Source organism: Virgibacillus kimchii (assembly GCF_055379185.1).
On the sequence record NZ_AP043951.1, the window covers coordinates 573,500 to 590,491 of the forward strand.

19 protein-coding genes are annotated in these 16,992 nt (G+C 40.5%); 18 read left to right on the forward strand and 1 reads right to left on the reverse strand.

What is annotated here, in order from left to right; translation table 11 throughout:
• Nucleotides 1-33: 33 nt before the first annotated feature.
• Both acpP and rnc read left to right on the forward strand, forming a co-directional pair.
• A complete protein-coding gene (gene acpP, locus ACZ42C_RS02925) occupies nucleotides 34-273 on the forward strand; it encodes an acyl carrier protein (RefSeq protein ID WP_461181058.1) in 240 nt (79 codons plus the stop codon).
• A gap of 63 nt (nucleotides 274-336) precedes the next feature.
• Nucleotides 337-1,023: a ribonuclease III gene (rnc, locus tag ACZ42C_RS02930; RefSeq protein WP_461181059.1), complete on the forward strand. Its 687-nt coding sequence runs from the start codon at nucleotides 337-339 to the stop codon at nucleotides 1,021-1,023.
• Nucleotides 1,024-1,158: 135 nt separating this feature from the next.
• On the opposite strand, the gene ACZ42C_RS02935 is transcribed toward rnc, so the two are convergent.
• A complete protein-coding gene (locus ACZ42C_RS02935) occupies nucleotides 1,159-1,380 on the reverse strand; it encodes a DUF1128 domain-containing protein (RefSeq protein WP_461181060.1) in 222 nt (73 codons plus the stop codon).
• 280 nt (nucleotides 1,381-1,660) lie between these two features.
• Here ACZ42C_RS02935 and smc point away from each other — a divergent pair, with 280 nt between their 5' ends.
• From smc to sucC, 16 genes are all read left to right on the forward strand, one after another.
• The gene (gene smc, locus ACZ42C_RS02940; protein ID WP_461181061.1) at nucleotides 1,661-5,227 is read left to right on the forward strand and encodes a chromosome segregation protein SMC; all 3,567 of its coding nucleotides are present in this window, start codon (nucleotides 1,661-1,663) and stop codon (nucleotides 5,225-5,227) included.
• Between the two features lie 16 nt (nucleotides 5,228-5,243).
• Entirely contained in the window at nucleotides 5,244-6,239 is a 996-nt protein-coding gene (gene ftsY, locus ACZ42C_RS02945; protein ID WP_461181062.1) for a signal recognition particle-docking protein FtsY, read from the forward strand.
• Nucleotides 6,240-6,316: 77 nt separating this feature from the next.
• Nucleotides 6,317-6,640: a putative DNA-binding protein gene (locus ACZ42C_RS02950; RefSeq protein WP_461181063.1), complete on the forward strand. Its 324-nt coding sequence runs from the start codon at nucleotides 6,317-6,319 to the stop codon at nucleotides 6,638-6,640.
• A gap of 12 nt (nucleotides 6,641-6,652) precedes the next feature.
• A complete protein-coding gene (gene ffh / locus ACZ42C_RS02955) occupies nucleotides 6,653-7,996 on the forward strand; it encodes a signal recognition particle protein (RefSeq protein WP_461181064.1) in 1,344 nt (447 codons plus the stop codon).
• A 208-nt stretch (nucleotides 7,997-8,204) separates the two neighbouring features.
• Entirely contained in the window at nucleotides 8,205-8,474 is a 270-nt protein-coding gene (gene rpsP / locus ACZ42C_RS02960; RefSeq protein ID WP_461181065.1) for a 30S ribosomal protein S16, read from the forward strand.
• Nucleotides 8,475-8,491: 17 nt separating this feature from the next.
• Nucleotides 8,492-8,719: a KH domain-containing protein gene (locus ACZ42C_RS02965; RefSeq protein WP_461181066.1), complete on the forward strand. Its 228-nt coding sequence runs from the start codon at nucleotides 8,492-8,494 to the stop codon at nucleotides 8,717-8,719.
• Between the two features lie 98 nt (nucleotides 8,720-8,817).
• Entirely contained in the window at nucleotides 8,818-9,204 is a 387-nt protein-coding gene (locus ACZ42C_RS02970; RefSeq protein ID WP_461181067.1) for a YlqD family protein, read from the forward strand.
• A 14-nt stretch (nucleotides 9,205-9,218) separates the two neighbouring features.
• Nucleotides 9,219-9,734 carry a ribosome maturation factor RimM gene (gene rimM / locus ACZ42C_RS02975; RefSeq protein ID WP_461181068.1) on the forward strand — a complete coding sequence of 172 codons (516 nt, stop codon included), beginning with the start codon at nucleotides 9,219-9,221 and terminating at the stop codon, nucleotides 9,732-9,734.
• Nucleotides 9,734-10,480, forward strand: a complete 747-nt coding sequence (gene trmD / locus ACZ42C_RS02980) for a tRNA (guanosine(37)-N1)-methyltransferase TrmD (RefSeq protein ID WP_461181069.1) — start codon at nucleotides 9,734-9,736, stop codon at nucleotides 10,478-10,480. Before rimM ends, trmD begins: the two co-directional genes overlap by 1 nt.
• A 118-nt stretch (nucleotides 10,481-10,598) precedes the next feature.
• Entirely contained in the window at nucleotides 10,599-10,943 is a 345-nt protein-coding gene (gene rplS / locus ACZ42C_RS02985; protein ID WP_461181070.1) for a 50S ribosomal protein L19, read from the forward strand.
• A gap of 213 nt (nucleotides 10,944-11,156) precedes the next feature.
• A complete protein-coding gene (lepB, locus tag ACZ42C_RS02990; RefSeq protein ID WP_461181071.1) occupies nucleotides 11,157-11,714 on the forward strand; it encodes a signal peptidase I in 558 nt (185 codons plus the stop codon).
• Between the two features lie 7 nt (nucleotides 11,715-11,721).
• A complete protein-coding gene (gene ylqF, locus ACZ42C_RS02995; protein WP_461181072.1) occupies nucleotides 11,722-12,585 on the forward strand; it encodes a ribosome biogenesis GTPase YlqF in 864 nt (287 codons plus the stop codon).
• Between the two features lie 181 nt (nucleotides 12,586-12,766).
• Entirely contained in the window at nucleotides 12,767-13,537 is a 771-nt protein-coding gene (locus ACZ42C_RS03000; RefSeq protein WP_461181073.1) for a ribonuclease HII, read from the forward strand.
• A 15-nt stretch (nucleotides 13,538-13,552) separates the two neighbouring features.
• Nucleotides 13,553-15,283 carry a hypothetical protein gene (locus tag ACZ42C_RS03005; protein WP_461181074.1) on the forward strand — a complete coding sequence of 577 codons (1,731 nt, stop codon included), beginning with the start codon at nucleotides 13,553-13,555 and terminating at the stop codon, nucleotides 15,281-15,283.
• A complete protein-coding gene (locus ACZ42C_RS03010) occupies nucleotides 15,280-15,555 on the forward strand; it encodes an EscU/YscU/HrcU family type III secretion system export apparatus switch protein (protein ID WP_461181075.1) in 276 nt (91 codons plus the stop codon). The genes ACZ42C_RS03005 and ACZ42C_RS03010 overlap by 4 nt, the downstream gene beginning before the upstream one ends.
• Nucleotides 15,556-15,728: 173 nt before the next feature.
• Nucleotides 15,729-16,889, forward strand: coding sequence for an ADP-forming succinate--CoA ligase subunit beta (gene sucC / locus ACZ42C_RS03015; protein WP_461181076.1), 1,161 nt, complete (start codon nucleotides 15,729-15,731; stop codon nucleotides 16,887-16,889).
• The last annotated feature ends 103 nt before the right edge of the window (nucleotides 16,890-16,992 follow it).

Sequence of the window (16,992 nt, forward strand, 5' to 3'; positions counted from 1 at the left end):
AAAGTTTATATTACTTGAAGGGAGGTGAATGGAATGGCAGATGATGTGTTTGAGCGTGTAAAAGCTATTATTGTAGATCGTCTTGATGTTGATGAATCAAAAGTGACATTGGAAGCGTCTTTTAAGGATGACCTGGAGGCTGATTCCTTAGACGTAGTGGAGCTTGTCATGGAACTGGAAGACGAATTTGATATGGAAATTGCTGATGAAGAAGCAGAAAAAATTAATACAGTGGGTGACGCTGTTGATTACATAAACAGCACCCAGGGATAACTGCCAAAAGTCTCGCATAACAGCGGGACTTTCTATTTCTTTGCCGTCTGGAGGTGAGTAATAATGAACATGGATCAATTGGAGAACGAGCTTGATATGAAATTTAATAATCATGAAATAATCAGACAGGCTTTCACCCATTCATCTTATGTGAATGAGCATCGCAGTGAGTTGTTTTCAGATAATGAGCGTCTGGAATTTTTAGGGGATGCCGTACTGGAATTAGGGGTATCCCAATTTCTGTACCGAAAACACAAAAATATGTCTGAAGGGAAATTGACGAAATTGCGGGCAGCCATCGTATGTGAGCCATCCCTATATAATTTTGCCCTCTCTCTTCATTTTGAAAGATATGTTTTGCTTGGAAAAGGGGAGGAACAGACTGGGGGGCGAAACCGGCCGGCTTTATTGGCGGACGTTTTTGAAGCTTTTCTCGGAGCCATATATTTGGATCAAGGCTTTAACAAAGCTCTTGAATTTCTTGAAGTACATGTATTTCCCAAAATAACTGACGGTGCTTTTTCGCATGAGATGGATTATAAAACACAGCTGCAGGAACTGGTGCAGCAGAACACGAATCAGTCCGTTGAATACCGTATTATCGAGGAAAAAGGTCCGGCACATGATCGATCGTTTGTTGCCCAGGTTATGGTTAAAGACAGGGTCTCCGGTTCAGGGGAGGGGCGGACAAAAAAAGAAGCAGAACAGCGGGCTGCAAAAATTGCGCTGGACCATTATGACTTTACGTGAGTAGCGAAGTTATAGCATTTTTACAGGCAGAAACCATCCCAAGTATTGAATCTTAGCAAGTACGGGATGGTTTGCTGTTTTTTGGAGCATAAAGGAGCTATGCTTATCGTCAAAGCCAAGTTTACCTGACGAGCCTTATTTTCGTACACCACGCAATTCCTCAATAAATGCCTGTGTCTCCGAAGCGCTTAAGTTTCCTTTATTTATAACCATGTCATACATGAGTTTTAATTGATCATATTTCTCAAGATCATAATCTTCCGGATCCAACAGGGAACGGTTGGCTACTCCCAGCCGTTCAGCTAATTCATCCAGAATTATTTTCATATTTTGTTCGGTAGGCTGTTCCAAATTCATTTTAGCACCTCATTTTTTTACATTAAACCTATTAATATTACTTATAGTTATCATAGCATAAATTTCTTTCTTCCCCTATAGTAAAATGAATATTTATGAAATCATACAGCCAGGATTTTTCCTCAAGTTGAATATTAGCGTGAATAAAGCATGATCAATTTCCATTTGTCTGTGAGTGGTCTATACGCCTTTATGCACTTTATGATAAAATGAAGCAGTACATACAGAGAATGAAAACGATAATAGAACTAGATTTGGTTTTCCCAGTAGGAGAATGAATATGTATCTTAAACAATTGGAAAGTGTTGGATTTAAATCTTTTGCTGAACGCATAAGGGTGGATTTTGTGCCGGGAGTTACTGCGGTGGTAGGTCCCAATGGCAGCGGTAAAAGCAATATTACGGATGCCATTCGCTGGGTGCTTGGAGAGCAGTCGGCAAAATCGCTTCGGGGCTCAAAAATGGAAGATATTATTTTCCAGGGAAGTGATTCAAGAAAGCCGTTAAACGTGGCTGAAGTTACATTGACACTTGACAACGAGGACAGAAATTTAGCTGTGGATTATTCAGAAGTAAGTGTAACTAGAAGGGTCTACCGTTCGGGCGAAAGTGAATTTTTTATAAACAAACAGGCTTGCCGGCTAAAAGATATTATCGATTTGTTTATGGATTCCGGTTTGGGCAGGGAGGCTTTTTCCATTATCAGTCAGGGAAAAGTCGAAGAAATATTAAGCTCCAAGGCGGAAGAGCGGAGGATGATTTTTGAAGAAGCTGCCGGTGTTCTGAAATATAAACAAAGAAAAAAGAAAGCAGAATATAAATTGGAAGAAACCCAGGAAAATCTAAACCGGGTGGAAGATATCATTTATGAAATAGAACAGCAAAGAGTACCGCTGGAACAGCAGGCGGAAACAGCGGCAAAATATCTGGATTTAAAAGATCAATTAAAACAACAGGAAATTTCACTTCTCATTGCTGAAATTGAATTGCTTCATGATGCTTGGCAAACCCTCCTGAATGAGCTGCAAGAAGAAAAAATGAAAGAAACGGATCTGAAATCAAAGATCCAAAGAAAAGATGCCGAGTTGGAAAATGAACGGAATGAGATACAGAAACTGGATGATGAAATTGCAGCTCTTCAGTCTGAACTGGTAACCGTGACAGAGGAACTTGAAAAATCAGAGGGGCGGAAAAACCTGTTTCATGAGCGGACAAAGCATAATTCCGAAAACAGAGATAAACTGGAGGCACAGAAGCGGGAAAGTGCCGAAAAAATAGAAAATCTCAAGAAAGTAGTCCGGGAAGAGAATCAAAAACTTAGTCATCTTCAGGATGCCAGGGACGAATCCCAAAAAAAAGTACTGGAATTTGAAAAACTGCTCTCATTGAAAGAAGATGAGATCTCGGGAGAAATTGAGAACTTAAAAAGTGAATATATTGAAAAGTTGAATGAACAGGCAGCAATGCGGAATGAAAAACAATCCATAAAACAGCAAATAGACCAGATGAAAACCAAAAAAGACAGGCAAACGAAGAAAGTTCACGAGCTGCGTTTATTGAAAGAAAATGTAACAAGTAAAGAAACTAATGTAAAAGAACGGGAGGAAAAGCAGCACAAGCTTCTTGCAAAGAAGGAATCACATATTAAGAAATTAAGAGAGGAGCTGGAGGAAAAGAAACAATTATATCAAACCTCCCAGAAAAAATTGTATGAAGGCTATCAGTATATTGAAAAATTGAGTGCGAGAAAAGAAATGTTAAAAGAATTAAAAGATGACTTTCAGGGATATTTTCAGGGAGTTAAAGCAGTTTTGAGGGCAAGAGATGAAAGACAGCTGGAAAATATTTATGGAGCAGTTATTGAACTGATCGATATTCCCAAACCATATCTCTCGGCAATTGAAACGACACTGGGAGGGCAGGCACAGCATATTATTGTAAATAATGATGAAACTGCGAGACAGGCCATAGCCTGGTTGAAAAAAACGAATAACGGCAGAGCGACCTTTCTTCCGCTTGCTTCCCTTCAGGAGCGGGGTGTCCCAAAGCAAACCCTCACCAAATTGAAGGAGATTCCGGGTTTTATAGGAATTGCTTCCCAGCTGATTCAAACGGATGGATTATATCAAAAGGCAATTAACCACCTGGCCGGCAACGTAATTATTGCAAGCACACTCAAAGATGCAAATCACATTGCTAAAATAGTAATGCGTAAATATCGGATTGTTACCCTGGATGGTGATGTCGTAAGTCCTGGAGGCGCAATGAGCGGTGGAGCCAGGAAAAAATCAAATCAATCATCCCTCTTTACACGGGAAAAGGATCTGGCGGAAATCACAGAGAAACTGGCGGAGTACAAGCACAAAATTCAATCCTTTGAAGAAAAGCTGAAAACAAGAAAGACAAAAATAACCGAATTGGAACATTCTCTCCACGTGGAAGAGGCTGATGTTCCTGCACTGGAACAGGAATTACAGGAAGTGCGCTCAGAATATGCAGACATAAGGATGAAAAAGGAATCCTTGCTTGAAAATATTCGATTATATGAACAGGAAAAAAACCAGTTTGAAGAAGAAAGCAAACAATTAACAGGCAGAGAGAAAGTATTATCAGACAGCCTGGAAGAAATGAAACAAACATTGGGTTCCATAGAAAAAAATATAGATCGTCTGACCAGTCAGGAACAAACGTTTAAAAAGAATTATGAACAAATGCAGCAGGATTTTCACAAAGAACAAGTAACACTTGCCGAGCTGGATGAAAGATTAAAAGCTCAGAAGGAAAAAACAGATACAAATAAATCCCAGCTGGATGAATTAAATAAGCAATATCAACAATATACTTCAGACTTGGAAGAACTTAGGGCAATACATGAAAAAGAGGAATCAATCGAAGCTATAGAAAAAAGAATTTCCACGAAGAAGAAAGAAAAGGAAGAATTAACGTATTCCGTTCAGGAGAAGCGCTCCGAGCGGGCAGAACGAACGCAGCGAATGCAGGATCAGGAAAGGGAATTAAAAGAAGAAAACAGGAATCATCAGGCTTTCCAGAAGAAGATTCAGCAAAAAGAAGTAAAGGCGAACCGTCTTGACGTTGATCTGGAAAACCGTTTGTCCCACTTGCAAACCGAATATACCATTACGTTTGAAAGAGCACAGAAAACTTACGCAAAAGCAGAAGATATAGAAAATAGTAAATCCAGGGTTACAGACCTGAAACAAAGGATAGAACAATTGGGCACTGTTAATTTGGGTGCAATGGATGAATATGAGCGAATTAAAGAAAGGCTGTCCTTTTTAATTGAGCAAAAAACGGATTTAGTGGAAGCAAAAGAAACATTGTATGCTATTATTGCTGAAATGGATGAAGAAATGGAAAAGCGTTTTGGTGAGACATTTACAAAGATTAAAGAAGAGTTTAAAAAGGTATTTTACCAGCTGTTCGGCGGCGGACATGCCGAGTTAAAGTTAACCGAACCTTCGAATCTGTTGGATACCGGTGTGGAAATAATTGCACAGCCCCCCGGCAAAAAACTGCAGCATCTTGGACTTCTATCCGGCGGGGAACGGGCATTGACTGCCATAGCATTGCTGTTTTCGATACTGCGTGTGCGGCCGGTTCCATTCTGTGTGTTGGATGAGGTGGAAGCAGCACTTGATGAAGCAAACGTCGCACGGTTTGCGGAATACGTCAAATATCATAGTGAAGACACCCAATTTATTGTAATTACACACAGAAAAGGAACAATGGAAGAAGCAGACGTATTATACGGGGTTACGATGCAGGAGGCCGGTGTTTCCCGTCTTGTATCCGTGAGGCTGGAAGATACGAAAGAATTAATAGGTTGATAAGGAGAAGATAATTATGGGTTTTATGGATAAGTTAAAGAATAGATTTAAGCAAAATCAGGAAACGGAGGAAGTATCGGAAAAATATAAAGAAGGAATGAAAAAGACCAGAAGTTCATTCTCCGGAAAAATAAATGATTTAATTGCCCGTTACCGGAAAGTCGATGAAGATTTTTTTGAAGAGCTGGAAGAAGTGCTCATTACAGCGGATGTCGGTGTCATGACCGTCATGGACTTAATTGATGAACTGAAAATGGAAGTGAAACGGCAAAATATAAAGGATACTAAAGAAGTGAAGGAAGTCATTTCGGAAAAATTGGTGGAAATATATTATGGAGATGACGATGAGGAAATTGAACAATTAAATATCCAGGATAGCGGACTTTCTGTCATCCTTGTTGTCGGCGTAAATGGTGTAGGAAAGACCACATCGATTGGAAAACTTGCATACCAGTTAAAACAACAGGGCAAGGATGTGATGCTGGCAGCCGGCGATACTTTCCGTGCCGGTGCGATCGAACAACTGGAAATATGGGGAGAAAGAGCAGGAGTAGACGTGATTAAACAGAGTGCCGGCAGTGATCCGGCTGCAGTTATCTTTGATGGAATAAAAGCTGCAAAGTCCCGGGAAGCAGATGTATTAATCTGTGATACAGCAGGACGACTGCAAAATAAAGTAAATTTGATGAATGAGCTTGCAAAAGTAAAACGTGTCATTGAAAGAGAAATTCCGGGCGCGCCCCATGAAGTGCTGCTTGTTCTGGATGCGACAACCGGTCAGAATGCCTTAAATCAAGCAAAGACTTTTTCCGAGGCTACAAATGTTTCCGGGATTGTATTGACGAAACTGGATGGTTCTGCAAAAGGGGGAATTGTACTCGCTATCCGAAACGAATTGAATATTCCTGTTAAGTATGCAGGTCTTGGAGAAAAACTTACCGATCTGCAGCAATTTGATGCCCATGCTTTTGTGTATGGACTCTTTGCGGATATGCTGGAAGAAGAAGAGTAGGAGGGTTGCTTGACAAAGGTACATCTTATCTTTAGAATCAGACGTAAAGTAATTTCACTTAACAAGGGGTGTATGAATTGCTCGGAAAAACAACGAGATTGAATTATTTGTTTGATTTCTATCAAACATTGCTTACACCCAAACAACGAAATTATATGGAGCTTTATTATTTAGAGGATTATTCATTGGGTGAAATATCAGAACTGCTGGACGTGTCCAGGCAAGCGGTATACGATAATATTAAAAGAACGGAAGCTATGCTTGAAGATTATGAGAAAAAGCTGCATTTATATAAAAAGTTTCAGCAGCGATCCACAATCATTGAACAGTTGGAAGAATTACTGCAAAAAGAGGACCGTGCTGTATTGGATAAAATGAAGCAATTAAAAGAATTGGATTAGGGGGAACCTTCTATGGCATTTGAAGGATTAGCCGAACGCCTGCAGGGAACAATTAAGAAAATTACCGGCAAGGGCAAGGTTTCTGAGCAGGATGTAAAGGAAATGACCAGGGAAGTCCGGCTTGCATTACTTGAAGCCGATGTAAATTTTAAAGTAGTAAAGGATTTAATAAAGCGTATTAAGGAACGTGCTGTTGGGCAGGAAGTAATGGAAAGCCTTACTCCCGGCCAGCAGGTGATTAAAGTAGTGAAGGAAGAATTGACGGAACTGATGGGCGGGGAGCAGAGCAAAATAGCCACAGCCGATCGTCCTCCGACCGTCATTATGATGGCGGGGCTTCAAGGTGCAGGTAAAACGACAACTACCGGCAAACTTGCCAACCTGCTTAGGAAGAAATATAACCGTTCTCCCCTTCTTGTTGCCTGCGATGTTTACCGTCCCGCTGCAATTAAACAGCTGGAGACGCTGGGTCAGCAGCTTAGTATGCCCGTTTTTTCCATGGGTACTGAAGCCAGTCCCGTGGAGATTGCTGAAAAAGCATTGGAGAGAGCAAAGGAAGAGCATCATGATTATGTCATCATTGATACTGCAGGCCGGCTGCACCTTGATGATGAGTTAATGGATGAATTGGGACAATTGAAAGACAAAGTGAATCCGCACGAAATCTTCCTCGTTGTCGATGCAATGACAGGGCAGGATGCGGTTAACGTTGCCGAGAGCTTCAATGAACAGCTGGACATCACCGGGGTGGTACTAACCAAGCTTGACGGTGATACACGGGGCGGCGCGGCATTATCCATCAAAGCTGTTACGGACAAACCAATTAAATTTGCAGGGATGGGTGAAAAACTGGATCAGCTGGAAGCATTTCATCCCGAAAGAATGGCATCAAGAATTCTGGGCATGGGAGACGTGCTCTCATTAATTGAAAAAGCACAGACAAATGTAGATGAGAAAAAAGCAAAAGAACTGGAAGAAAAAATGCGTACCATGTCGTTTACGTTTGATGATTTTCTCGAGCAAATGGGTCAGGTAAAAAATATGGGGCCTTTGGATGATTTAATGGCAATGATTCCTGGTGCAAATAAAATGAAAGGGCTGAAAAATGCCCAAATTGATGAAAAACAGCTCGTTCACGTTGAGGCGATCATTCAATCCATGACAAAGAAAGAAAGGCAGGACCCGAGTATTATGAATGCCAGCCGCAAAAAGCGGATTGCGAAAGGTTCGGGAACCTCCGTTTCACAGGTCAATCGATTATTAAAACAATTTGACGAAATGAAAAAAATGATGAAACAGATGACAAACATGCAAAAAGGCAAAAAAGGCAAAGGGATGAACCTGCCGTTTATGTAGGAACAGAGTAATTATTTGCAAGCAGATCCAACAATTGTAACGGGTCCATAAGGTTGTAATGGAAAAACACTTTACAGACTTCCCGGTTTCTGTTAGAATCTAAAAATGGCAGATAAAAAAGTACAACTACACTGTCAAGCTAAAGGTCAGGAGCCTTTTAAAGGCTTCAGCTTTCTCAAGAAATATAAATTATTGGAGGTGTAAGAAAATGGCAGTTAAAATCCGTTTGAAACGTATGGGATCCAAAAGAAACCCTTTCTATCGAATTGTAGTTGCGGATTCCCGCGCTCCGCGTGATGGCCGTTCTATTGAACAGATTGGAACTTATAATCCTGTAGTAAATCCGATTGAAGTTAAAATAGATGAAGAAAAAGCACTTGATTGGATGAAAAATGGTGCCAAACCGAGTGATACTGTAAGAAATCTGTTTTCAAAACAAGGTATCATGGAGAAATTCCACGAGCAAAAAACTAAGTAAAAAAGTAGAGTGATAACATGAAAGCCTTAATTGAAACCATTGTCACTTCATTAGTTGATCACCCGGAAGATATTGTTGTTGATGAAAAAGAAGAAGAATCAAAAATTGTTTATCATCTGACAGTAAACCAGGAAGATGTGGGGAAAGTCATTGGCAAAAACGGTCGAATTGCCAAGGCAATCCGTACTGTTGTCTATGCGGCAAAGTCGGATGAAAAAAAACGTATTTATTTGGATATTATGTAAAAGGGAAAGGGATTCGCCTTTCCCTTTTGCGCATCCCGGGGAATAGCAGCAATTTGATCCGCTCTATATAAAGAGGCTATTGAGAGTGAGGAAGTAAGATGAAGATAATAAAAAAGGTTGTCATTAAACAAATTATCACTGAGAAGAGCAAGCAAAAATTAAAAGAGAAATTTCATAACCATAAAATGCGGCTGGAACAGGAGTGCCAACAACTGCTGTTTGAAAAGAGAAAGCTGCAAAACAAATCAGCTGCGTCCAAGCCGGAAGTGGGTCGTCGATTTCAACAGGAAATTAATAGGCGCAAAGAGAAAATAAAACTTGCTGATTTTAAAATGGAGCAATTGGAAATGCTGGAGATGGGAAGTGAAATAATTGAAAAAGAGGTGGACGCCTTAGTGGACGTTTCTGTTGGTTCTGATTGGAAAGAAATTATGACCGAGGGTGCCATCGTAATTAAAGATGATGTTGTGATCCGAATTGATTAATGGCAGGTGAAATAATGAATAATCGAATGTTTAACATTGGAAAGATTGTAAATACCCACGGAATACACGGTGAAGTCAAGGTAGTCCGAATTACAGATTTTGAAGAGCGCTTTAAACCGGGAAACACCGTATACACTGCAGGAAAAAACGAGCCCCCCATTCAGCTGACTATTGAAAGCCATCGCCATCATAAAGGTTTCGATCTGCTTAAATTCCAAAACATGAATAACATTAACGATATAGAACACCTGAAAGGGACATATTTAACCATTGAAGAAGACCAGCTTACCGAACTGGATGCGAATGAATTTTACTACCATGAAATTATTGGATGTCATGTTTATACGGTTAGTGAAGAAAAAATAGGAACCGTCATAGAAATACTCTCCCCCGGTGCAAATGATGTATGGGTAGTGAAGAGGCCGCAGGGAAAAGAAGTGCTCATCCCTTACATCGAAGAAGTCGTCAAGGAAGTACATACACAATCCCGGAAAATTATTATCGAACCAATGGAAGGACTGTTGGATTAATGCATATTGATGTTTTAACACTTTTTCCAGAAATGATTTCGGGTTTATTTCAATCCTCTATTTTAAAAAAGGCACATGAGAAGGAAAAGTTCAGTTATCGGTTCGTTAATTTTCGTGATTATTCCACTGATAAACATAACAAAGTGGATGATTATCCATACGGAGGGGGAGCGGGAATGGTCTTAACCCCGCAACCGCTCTTTGACGCAGTGGCATCCATTACAGAGAATAAGACAACAAAGCCGAAAATTATTTTAATGACTCCCCAGGGGGAGCCATATAAGCAAAAAAAAGCAGAAGAACTGGCAGAGGAAGAGCATCTGATATTTATATGCGGTCATTATGAGGGCTATGATGAACGGATCAGGGAGCATCTCGTGACAGACGAAATCTCCATCGGTGACTATATTTTAACCGGAGGAGAGCTGGGGGCCATGGTTGTCATCGACAGCGTAGTCAGGCTGTTGCCGGATGCACTTGGTAACGAGAAATCGGCAAAAGAGGATTCGTTTTCTTCCGGATTATTGGAACATCCGCACTATACACGCCCTGCGGAGTTCCAGGGAATGAAAGTACCCGACGTTTTACTATCCGGGAATCATGCAAAGATAGAATGTTGGAGAAAGAGAGAGTCACTGAAAAGAACTTGGCAGCGCCGCCCTGAATTATTAGGTGAATTGGAGATGGATACCGAAGAAAGAAAGTTATTGGAAGAGGTCAAAAAAAAACTATTAACAAACCGTTGAAGAATCAGCTTCATTATGGTATATTTATTGTTGTGCTTAAAGTACTGCTTTAAGTCGTATAAACGATGTTCCGCTGTCATTTTAGATAAGAACATTAGTTTGGAAGGAGTGAACGACTGTGCAAAAGTTAATAGAAGAGGTTACGAAGGATCAGCTTCGTACAGACCATCCCGAATTTCGTGCTGGTGATACTGTGAAGGTTCACGTGAAAGTTGTGGAAGGTTCACGCGAACGTATTCAGGTGTTTGAAGGTGTTGTCATCAAGCGCCAGGGCGGTGGCATCAGTGAAACATTTACGGTAAGAAAACTTTCTTACGGTGTAGGTGTGGAGCGTACATTTCCGGTACACTCACCGCGGATTGATAAAATTGAAGTAACCCGCCGTGGTATTGTGCGCCGTGCAAAACTTTATTATTTACGCAATCTGCGTGGAAAAGCAGCACGTATTAAAGAGCGTATGTAAATCTGAAGTCAATAATTAACAGATATCATGGAGAGAAAGGAGCTTTGTATTAAATACAAGCTCTTTTTTCTTTTTAAAGACATAGTCACCTTCCCCTCCTGCACGCAAGAATTTGATGTGAGGAGTGGGTCTTAGACGCCAATATAGTTGAATGGAAACATGGAACTGTCTTAAAATAATGACAGGATGATTTACGTATACGGGGGAAACAACATGGTTAAACGGGAAAGTGAATGGTTGGATTGGGTAAAAGCATTGTTGTTAGCGCTTGGACTGGCGTTAATTGTCCGGATGTTCTTTTTTGCCCCCATTGTGGTGGAAGGACCATCAATGCTCCCAACATTGCATGATGGAGATCAAATGATTGTAAATAAGTTTGCATACAACATAAGTGAACCGGAACGCTTTGATATCGTTGTTTTTCATGCTTCTGTCCAAAAAGATTTTATTAAACGAATTATCGGCTTGCCCGGGGAACATGTGGAAGTACGGGATAATATTTTGTATATTGACGGGGAAGAAGTGGAAGAGCCATTTTTAGCAGAAATAAAAGAGAGAGTAGTACCTTTTCAATTTACGAATGATTTTACATTGCAGCAACTGCCTGGAGAGCATGAAGTAATACCTGAAGATCATGTTTTCGTAATGGGGGATAACAGAGCCAATTCTACGGACAGCAGATCCATCGGGGTCGTGCCGACAGATGAGATAGTAGGAAAAACAAATTTAATCTATTGGCCGCTGGACCGGATTCAGATAATAAGAGAGTAGGTGGCATATGACAATACAGTGGTTCCCGGGCCATATGGCCAAGGCAAAAAAGGAAATAGAAGAAAAATTAAAGCTTGTGGATTTTGTTATCGAATTGGTTGATGCGAGAGCACCCCTGTCTTCCCACAATCCCATGCTCGAAAAAACGGTAAACAATAAACCGAAGATGAAGGTGTTGATGAAAAAAGATCTTGCAGATTCATCGGTTACACAAGAGTGGGTCGACTATTTCAAGGAGCGGGGGGCCCCTGCTGTTGCCATCAATGTAAATGAAAAAGCAGATATTATACAGGTTATTCAACTGGCAAAAGAACAGGGACAAAAGAAAATGGAAAAATTAAAGCAGAAAGGAATCCAGCCAAGACCTGCAAGAGGCCTGGTTCTTGGGATACCCAATGTCGGAAAATCCACTTTGATTAATCGGCTGGCGAATAAAAAGATTGCCAAAACTGGGGACAGGCCGGGAATAACAAGGCAGCAATTATGGATTAAGGTAAAAAAAGACTTTGAATTACTGGATACACCCGGTATACTTTGGCCCAAATTCGAGGAAGAAACAGTGGCCTATCGTCTTGCGGCCATCGGTACTATTAAAGATCAACTACTTCCGCTGCAGGAAGTAGCCGCTTTTGTTATCGACCATTTACAAAGACATTATCCCCATTTGCTTGAAGAAAGGTACAGTTTAGATAGCGAACTAAGTGATATGTATGACATATTTACAGAAATTGGAAAGAATCGTGGTGCGCTGGAAAGTGGAGGAAAAGTCAATTTTGACAAAGTTGCAGATTTATTGTTGCGCGATCTTCGTACAGGGAAAATAGGCAGCATAAGTATGGAGTTACCAGGTAGCGATTTAACAAGTAATTGATTTACAGAACATATGGGTAAGCATTGCTGACTAATTGAAAGAATAAGCCCTTGTCGGTTTTACCCTGGGGCTATTTTAATATTCCAAAATAATGTGTCCCTTCAATAAGCAACTGCCCGGGAACAGCAGCTTTAATAATAAATAAAAATGCCGATACATAAGAGAGAGACAGGTGTTTACGATGGAAAACAAAACGATTTCACAAATAAAGCAATGGATGGAGAAAGAAGAGCTTAAGGAAGAGGAGATAGCCAAATTGAAAAAGGATCCAAGAAAAGGGATTCAGCTGCTTGTTCATCAATATGAAAAAAAGAAACAGAAAGAAATAGAACTGGAAAAACGATTTTCACAAATGTGCCAGTATGAAAACACAGGCTATGAAAATGGCTGCAGGTATATTGCCGGGACAGATGAAGCCGGTAGGGGACCGCTTGCAGGTCCAATCGTTGCTGCGGCAGTTATTCTGCCTTCAAATTGGAAATTACCCGGATTGAATGATTCCAAACAATTAAATGAAAAAATAAGGGAAGCTTATTATTCAACGATTAAAAAGGAAGCAATCAGTTACGGGATATCTATTGTTTCCAATGAGCGTATTGATGAACTGAATATATATGAAGCGGTGAAACTTGCCATGCGGGATGCGATAAATCAGCTTGACCCTGCTCCTGATTACGTATTAATTGATGCGGTTCATTTAACTGATTTACCATGCAGATCCCAATCAATTGTGAAAGGAGATGAAAAAAGCGTATCCATTGCAGCTGCAAGCATTTTAGCCAAAGTAACAAGAGATCGGTTGATGCAGCAAATACACCATGAGTATCCTGTCTACGATTTTAAATCAAATATGGGATATGGAACAAAACATCATTTAAAATCAATGAGAGAACATGGCATAACGCCGTATCACCGGAAGTCTTTTGCTCCGGTCAGAGACCTTGTACTATAAAAGGAGCTGTTCTATTTGCGTATTTATCAAGCAGCGGGTAATCGACTTTCTCATGTGAACAACCAAATGAACAGGCTGGAGCCCGGACAAATTGTGCAAGGTAAAATAGATAAAATTTTTCCAAATAATAAAGTGCAAATCACCCTTGGTTCACGTCCCATGATTGCCAGGCTGGAAGCTTCCCTGATAATTGGAGAGAGATACCATTTCCAGGTGAAAAATACGGAACGGCTTCTGCATTTGCAGGTGCTTGGGAAACCATTGAGAAAAGGAAGTGAAAGAAACGCACAGGCCTTACTGAGGGAGCTTGGTTTTAAGGTTACAAGAAGCAATGTTTCACTGATAAATGGCCTGGTTCAAAAATCTATTCCTTTTGATGGAAAGGACATTGCAAGTGCCATCAAACTGCTGGATAAGGCAAAGGATAAAAGAGAAACAGCACAACTGCTGCAACAAATCATCTCAAAGAAATTTCCTGTGAATTATTCTGTTTTAAAGGCCTTCCAATCGTTGCAAACAACAAACCTATCCGAGCAAATGCAATCCATGCTGACTGCTGTCAAATATGAAAGCTCCGAAAATAGTATGATTCGAATGCTTGAAGGATTCCATACAAGGCCGAAAAATCAATACGAATTGTTGACAGCCGAATTGATGAAGCAGGCAAAAAGTAATAATCGACAGTTGTTTTCACTGTTGCAATTAACGGGAGTCATCGATTCTAAAACGGATTTTTCAAGATGGAAATCTGCTTGGAACAATGTTCCGGCCGGAGATTCAGAACTGCCCTATACACTGAACCTGTCTTCAGCTTTGCAGGGCTTGGAACAAATTATTCAACATAAATCTGACTTATCTGCTATGGCGAAAGAAATGCTTCAGTTATGGGGGGCAAAATTATCTGAAACGACAGCAGGGAATTTAAATCTTACAAAAGCGGAATTTGACAGACTTAAACAGCAAATGGTACGGATGCTTCCAATAAACACACAACAGTACTCATTCTTCCACCGTATGGATAACAATCCTACTGATTTGGAGCGGCTGTATCATATATTAAACGCATTATCAAACAGAAGTACATATATAACACTCTCCAATCAAGTGATGTCAGGTAATAACTTTCTGCAGGCATCATCAAAGGAGCAATTTTTGCTTCATTTGAAGCACTGGTTACGGGCGAGCGGGATGGATTATGAAAATCAATTATTAAATAACCGAACAGCTGATGAAACATCACTAAAAGGCCTGCTATTACAATTGGTGTATTCAGGTGGTGGAAAGGTACAGGAGAAGGCAGGCCAATTCCTGCATTATATCCATGGGCTTCAGTTACATTCTGTCCAGGAATCAAACGGCTTTCTGCATATCAATCTGCAGATCCCCGGTGAAAAAATGGGATTATTGAACGATATCCATCTTGAATTTGAAGGTAAAAAAACGGAGACGGGTGAAATAAATCCGGAGCATTGCCGAATTTTATTTCATTTGCATCTGCAGCATTTACAGGAAACGCTGGTTGATATGCATATTCAAAAGAGGAATGTGGCAGTTACGGTGTTTACTGATATAGATCGTCCCGGTGATATTTTCGGCAATTTGAAACACGGGTTAAAAAAAGGTCTCGAGAACTTGAATTATCAGCTTTCTTCCGTGCAATACCGTAAATTGAATAAAGGGAATCATCAAGAGAAGAAGATGAGCCTGGTGCAGCCGGCAACAAAGGGAGTTGACTACCGGATATGAAAGAAAAACAAAAAATGGCAGCAGCTTTAAAATATAGCCCTGAAAGCAAAGACGCACCTCATGTTGCCGCAAAAGGCAGTGGAATGACTGCCAATCGCATTCTGGAAAAGGCAGAGGAAAATAATATTCCAGTTATTGAGGATGCATCTCTCGTGGAATTGCTGTCAGCCGTTGAGTTAAATGAAAAGATTCCTGAAGAATTATTCGAGGCGGTTGCTGAGGTGTTTGCTTTTATTTACCAAGCAGACCAAAAGATAGAAAAAGATGGATAAACATAGGGGAGATTATGAGCATCAGCAGTTAAAAAAGAGCACAGTAAGTGAAAATAACCGTTAACACAGGAGAAAATTCGACAATCCTGTGACAGTAAAATTCTATTATTCTTGTGGTAATTGATTTTTTTTAATACAATGGAAATGCAGTAAAATTGTTAGGAGGACAAAGGATGAACATTCATGAATATCAAGGAAAAGATATTTTAAGAAGCTATGGCGTAAACGTTCCTGATGGTTATGTTGCCTATACAGTTGATGAAGCTGTAGAAGCGGCAAAAAAACTGGGAAGTTCGGTTACAGTAGTGAAAGCACAAATTCATGCAGGCGGACGTGGAAAAGCCGGCGGTGTAAAAGTGGCGAAAAGCCTGGATGAAGTGCGTACATACGCGGATGAGATTCTAGGAAAAACATTAGTAACACATCAAACAGGCCCGGAAGGAAAAGAAGTAAAGCGATTGCTTATTGAAGAAGGCTGTGACATTCAAAAGGAATACTATGTTGGTGTGGTGCTGGACAGAGCCACTTCCCGTGTCGTTATGATGGCATCTGAAGAAGGCGGAACGGAAATAGAGGAAGTGGCGGAAGCAACTCCGGAAAAAATATTTAAGGAAGTTATTGACCCGGTCGTAGGTCTTTCCGGATATCAGGCAAGAAGGTTGGCTTTTAACATAAATATACCTGATGAGCTGCTCGGTAAAGCAGTTAAATTTATGACAGGGCTGTATCAGGCGTTTGTGGAAAAGGACTGCTCCATCGCGGAAATTAACCCGCTTGTAACTACCGGTGATGGGGAAGTACTGGCGCTGGATGCCAAACTGAACTTCGATGACAATGCGTTGTTCCGTCAGAAAGATGTGATGGAGCTGCGTGATTTGGACGAAGAAGATGAGAAGGAAATCGAAGCTTCAAAATACGATCTGAGCTATATATCACTCGATGGAAATATTGGCTGTATGGTAAATGGTGCAGGTCTTGCCATGTCAACAATGGATATTATTAAGCATTATGGCGGAGATCCTGCCAACTTCCTGGATGTTGGCGGTGGTGCTACTGCGGAAAAAGTAACGGAAGCATTTAAGATTATTTTGTCCGATTCCAATGTAAAAGGGATTTTTGTTAATATTTTCGGTGGAATCATGAAGTGTGATGTAATAGCGGAAGGTGTAGTTGAAGCAACAAAACAGGTAGGTCTGGAAATTCCGCTTGTGGTACGTCTGGAAGGTACCAATGTGGAACTCGGGAAGAAGATATTGGATGAATCAGGGTTAAATATTACTTCTGCCGGTTCCATGGCTGATGGCGCAGAAAAAATCGTTTCCATGGTAAATTAAATTCTAAAATATCCTGTAAACGCATGAAAAAAATTGTTCTATTCGGCTGATATCAGCCGAACAATTGAAATGCTGCAGACATATTTAGTTTGTAAGCTGATGA

Coding starts and splice junctions, on each gene's coding strand:
- acpP (WP_461181058.1), top strand. CDS start 34: ATGGCAGATGATGTGTTTGAGCGTGTAAAAGCTATTATTGTAGATCGT.
- rnc (WP_461181059.1), top strand. CDS start 337: ATGAACATGGATCAATTGGAGAACGAGCTTGATATGAAATTTAATAAT.
- ACZ42C_RS02935 (WP_461181060.1), bottom strand. CDS start 1,380: ATGAATTTGGAACAGCCTACCGAACAAAATATGAAAATAATTCTGGAT.
- smc (WP_461181061.1), top strand. CDS start 1,661: ATGTATCTTAAACAATTGGAAAGTGTTGGATTTAAATCTTTTGCTGAA.
- ftsY (WP_461181062.1), top strand. CDS start 5,244: ATGGGTTTTATGGATAAGTTAAAGAATAGATTTAAGCAAAATCAGGAA.
- ffh (WP_461181064.1), top strand. CDS start 6,653: ATGGCATTTGAAGGATTAGCCGAACGCCTGCAGGGAACAATTAAGAAA.
- rpsP (WP_461181065.1), top strand. CDS start 8,205: ATGGCAGTTAAAATCCGTTTGAAACGTATGGGATCCAAAAGAAACCCT.
- ACZ42C_RS02965 (WP_461181066.1), top strand. CDS start 8,492: ATGAAAGCCTTAATTGAAACCATTGTCACTTCATTAGTTGATCACCCG.
- ACZ42C_RS02970 (WP_461181067.1), top strand. CDS start 8,818: ATGAAGATAATAAAAAAGGTTGTCATTAAACAAATTATCACTGAGAAG.
- rimM (WP_461181068.1), top strand. CDS start 9,219: ATGAATAATCGAATGTTTAACATTGGAAAGATTGTAAATACCCACGGA.
- trmD (WP_461181069.1), top strand. CDS start 9,734: ATGCATATTGATGTTTTAACACTTTTTCCAGAAATGATTTCGGGTTTA.
- lepB (WP_461181071.1), top strand. CDS start 11,157: ATGGTTAAACGGGAAAGTGAATGGTTGGATTGGGTAAAAGCATTGTTG.
- ylqF (WP_461181072.1), top strand. CDS start 11,722: ATGACAATACAGTGGTTCCCGGGCCATATGGCCAAGGCAAAAAAGGAA.
- ACZ42C_RS03000 (WP_461181073.1), top strand. CDS start 12,767: ATGGAAAACAAAACGATTTCACAAATAAAGCAATGGATGGAGAAAGAA.
- ACZ42C_RS03010 (WP_461181075.1), top strand. CDS start 15,280: ATGAAAGAAAAACAAAAAATGGCAGCAGCTTTAAAATATAGCCCTGAA.
- sucC (WP_461181076.1), top strand. CDS start 15,729: ATGAACATTCATGAATATCAAGGAAAAGATATTTTAAGAAGCTATGGC.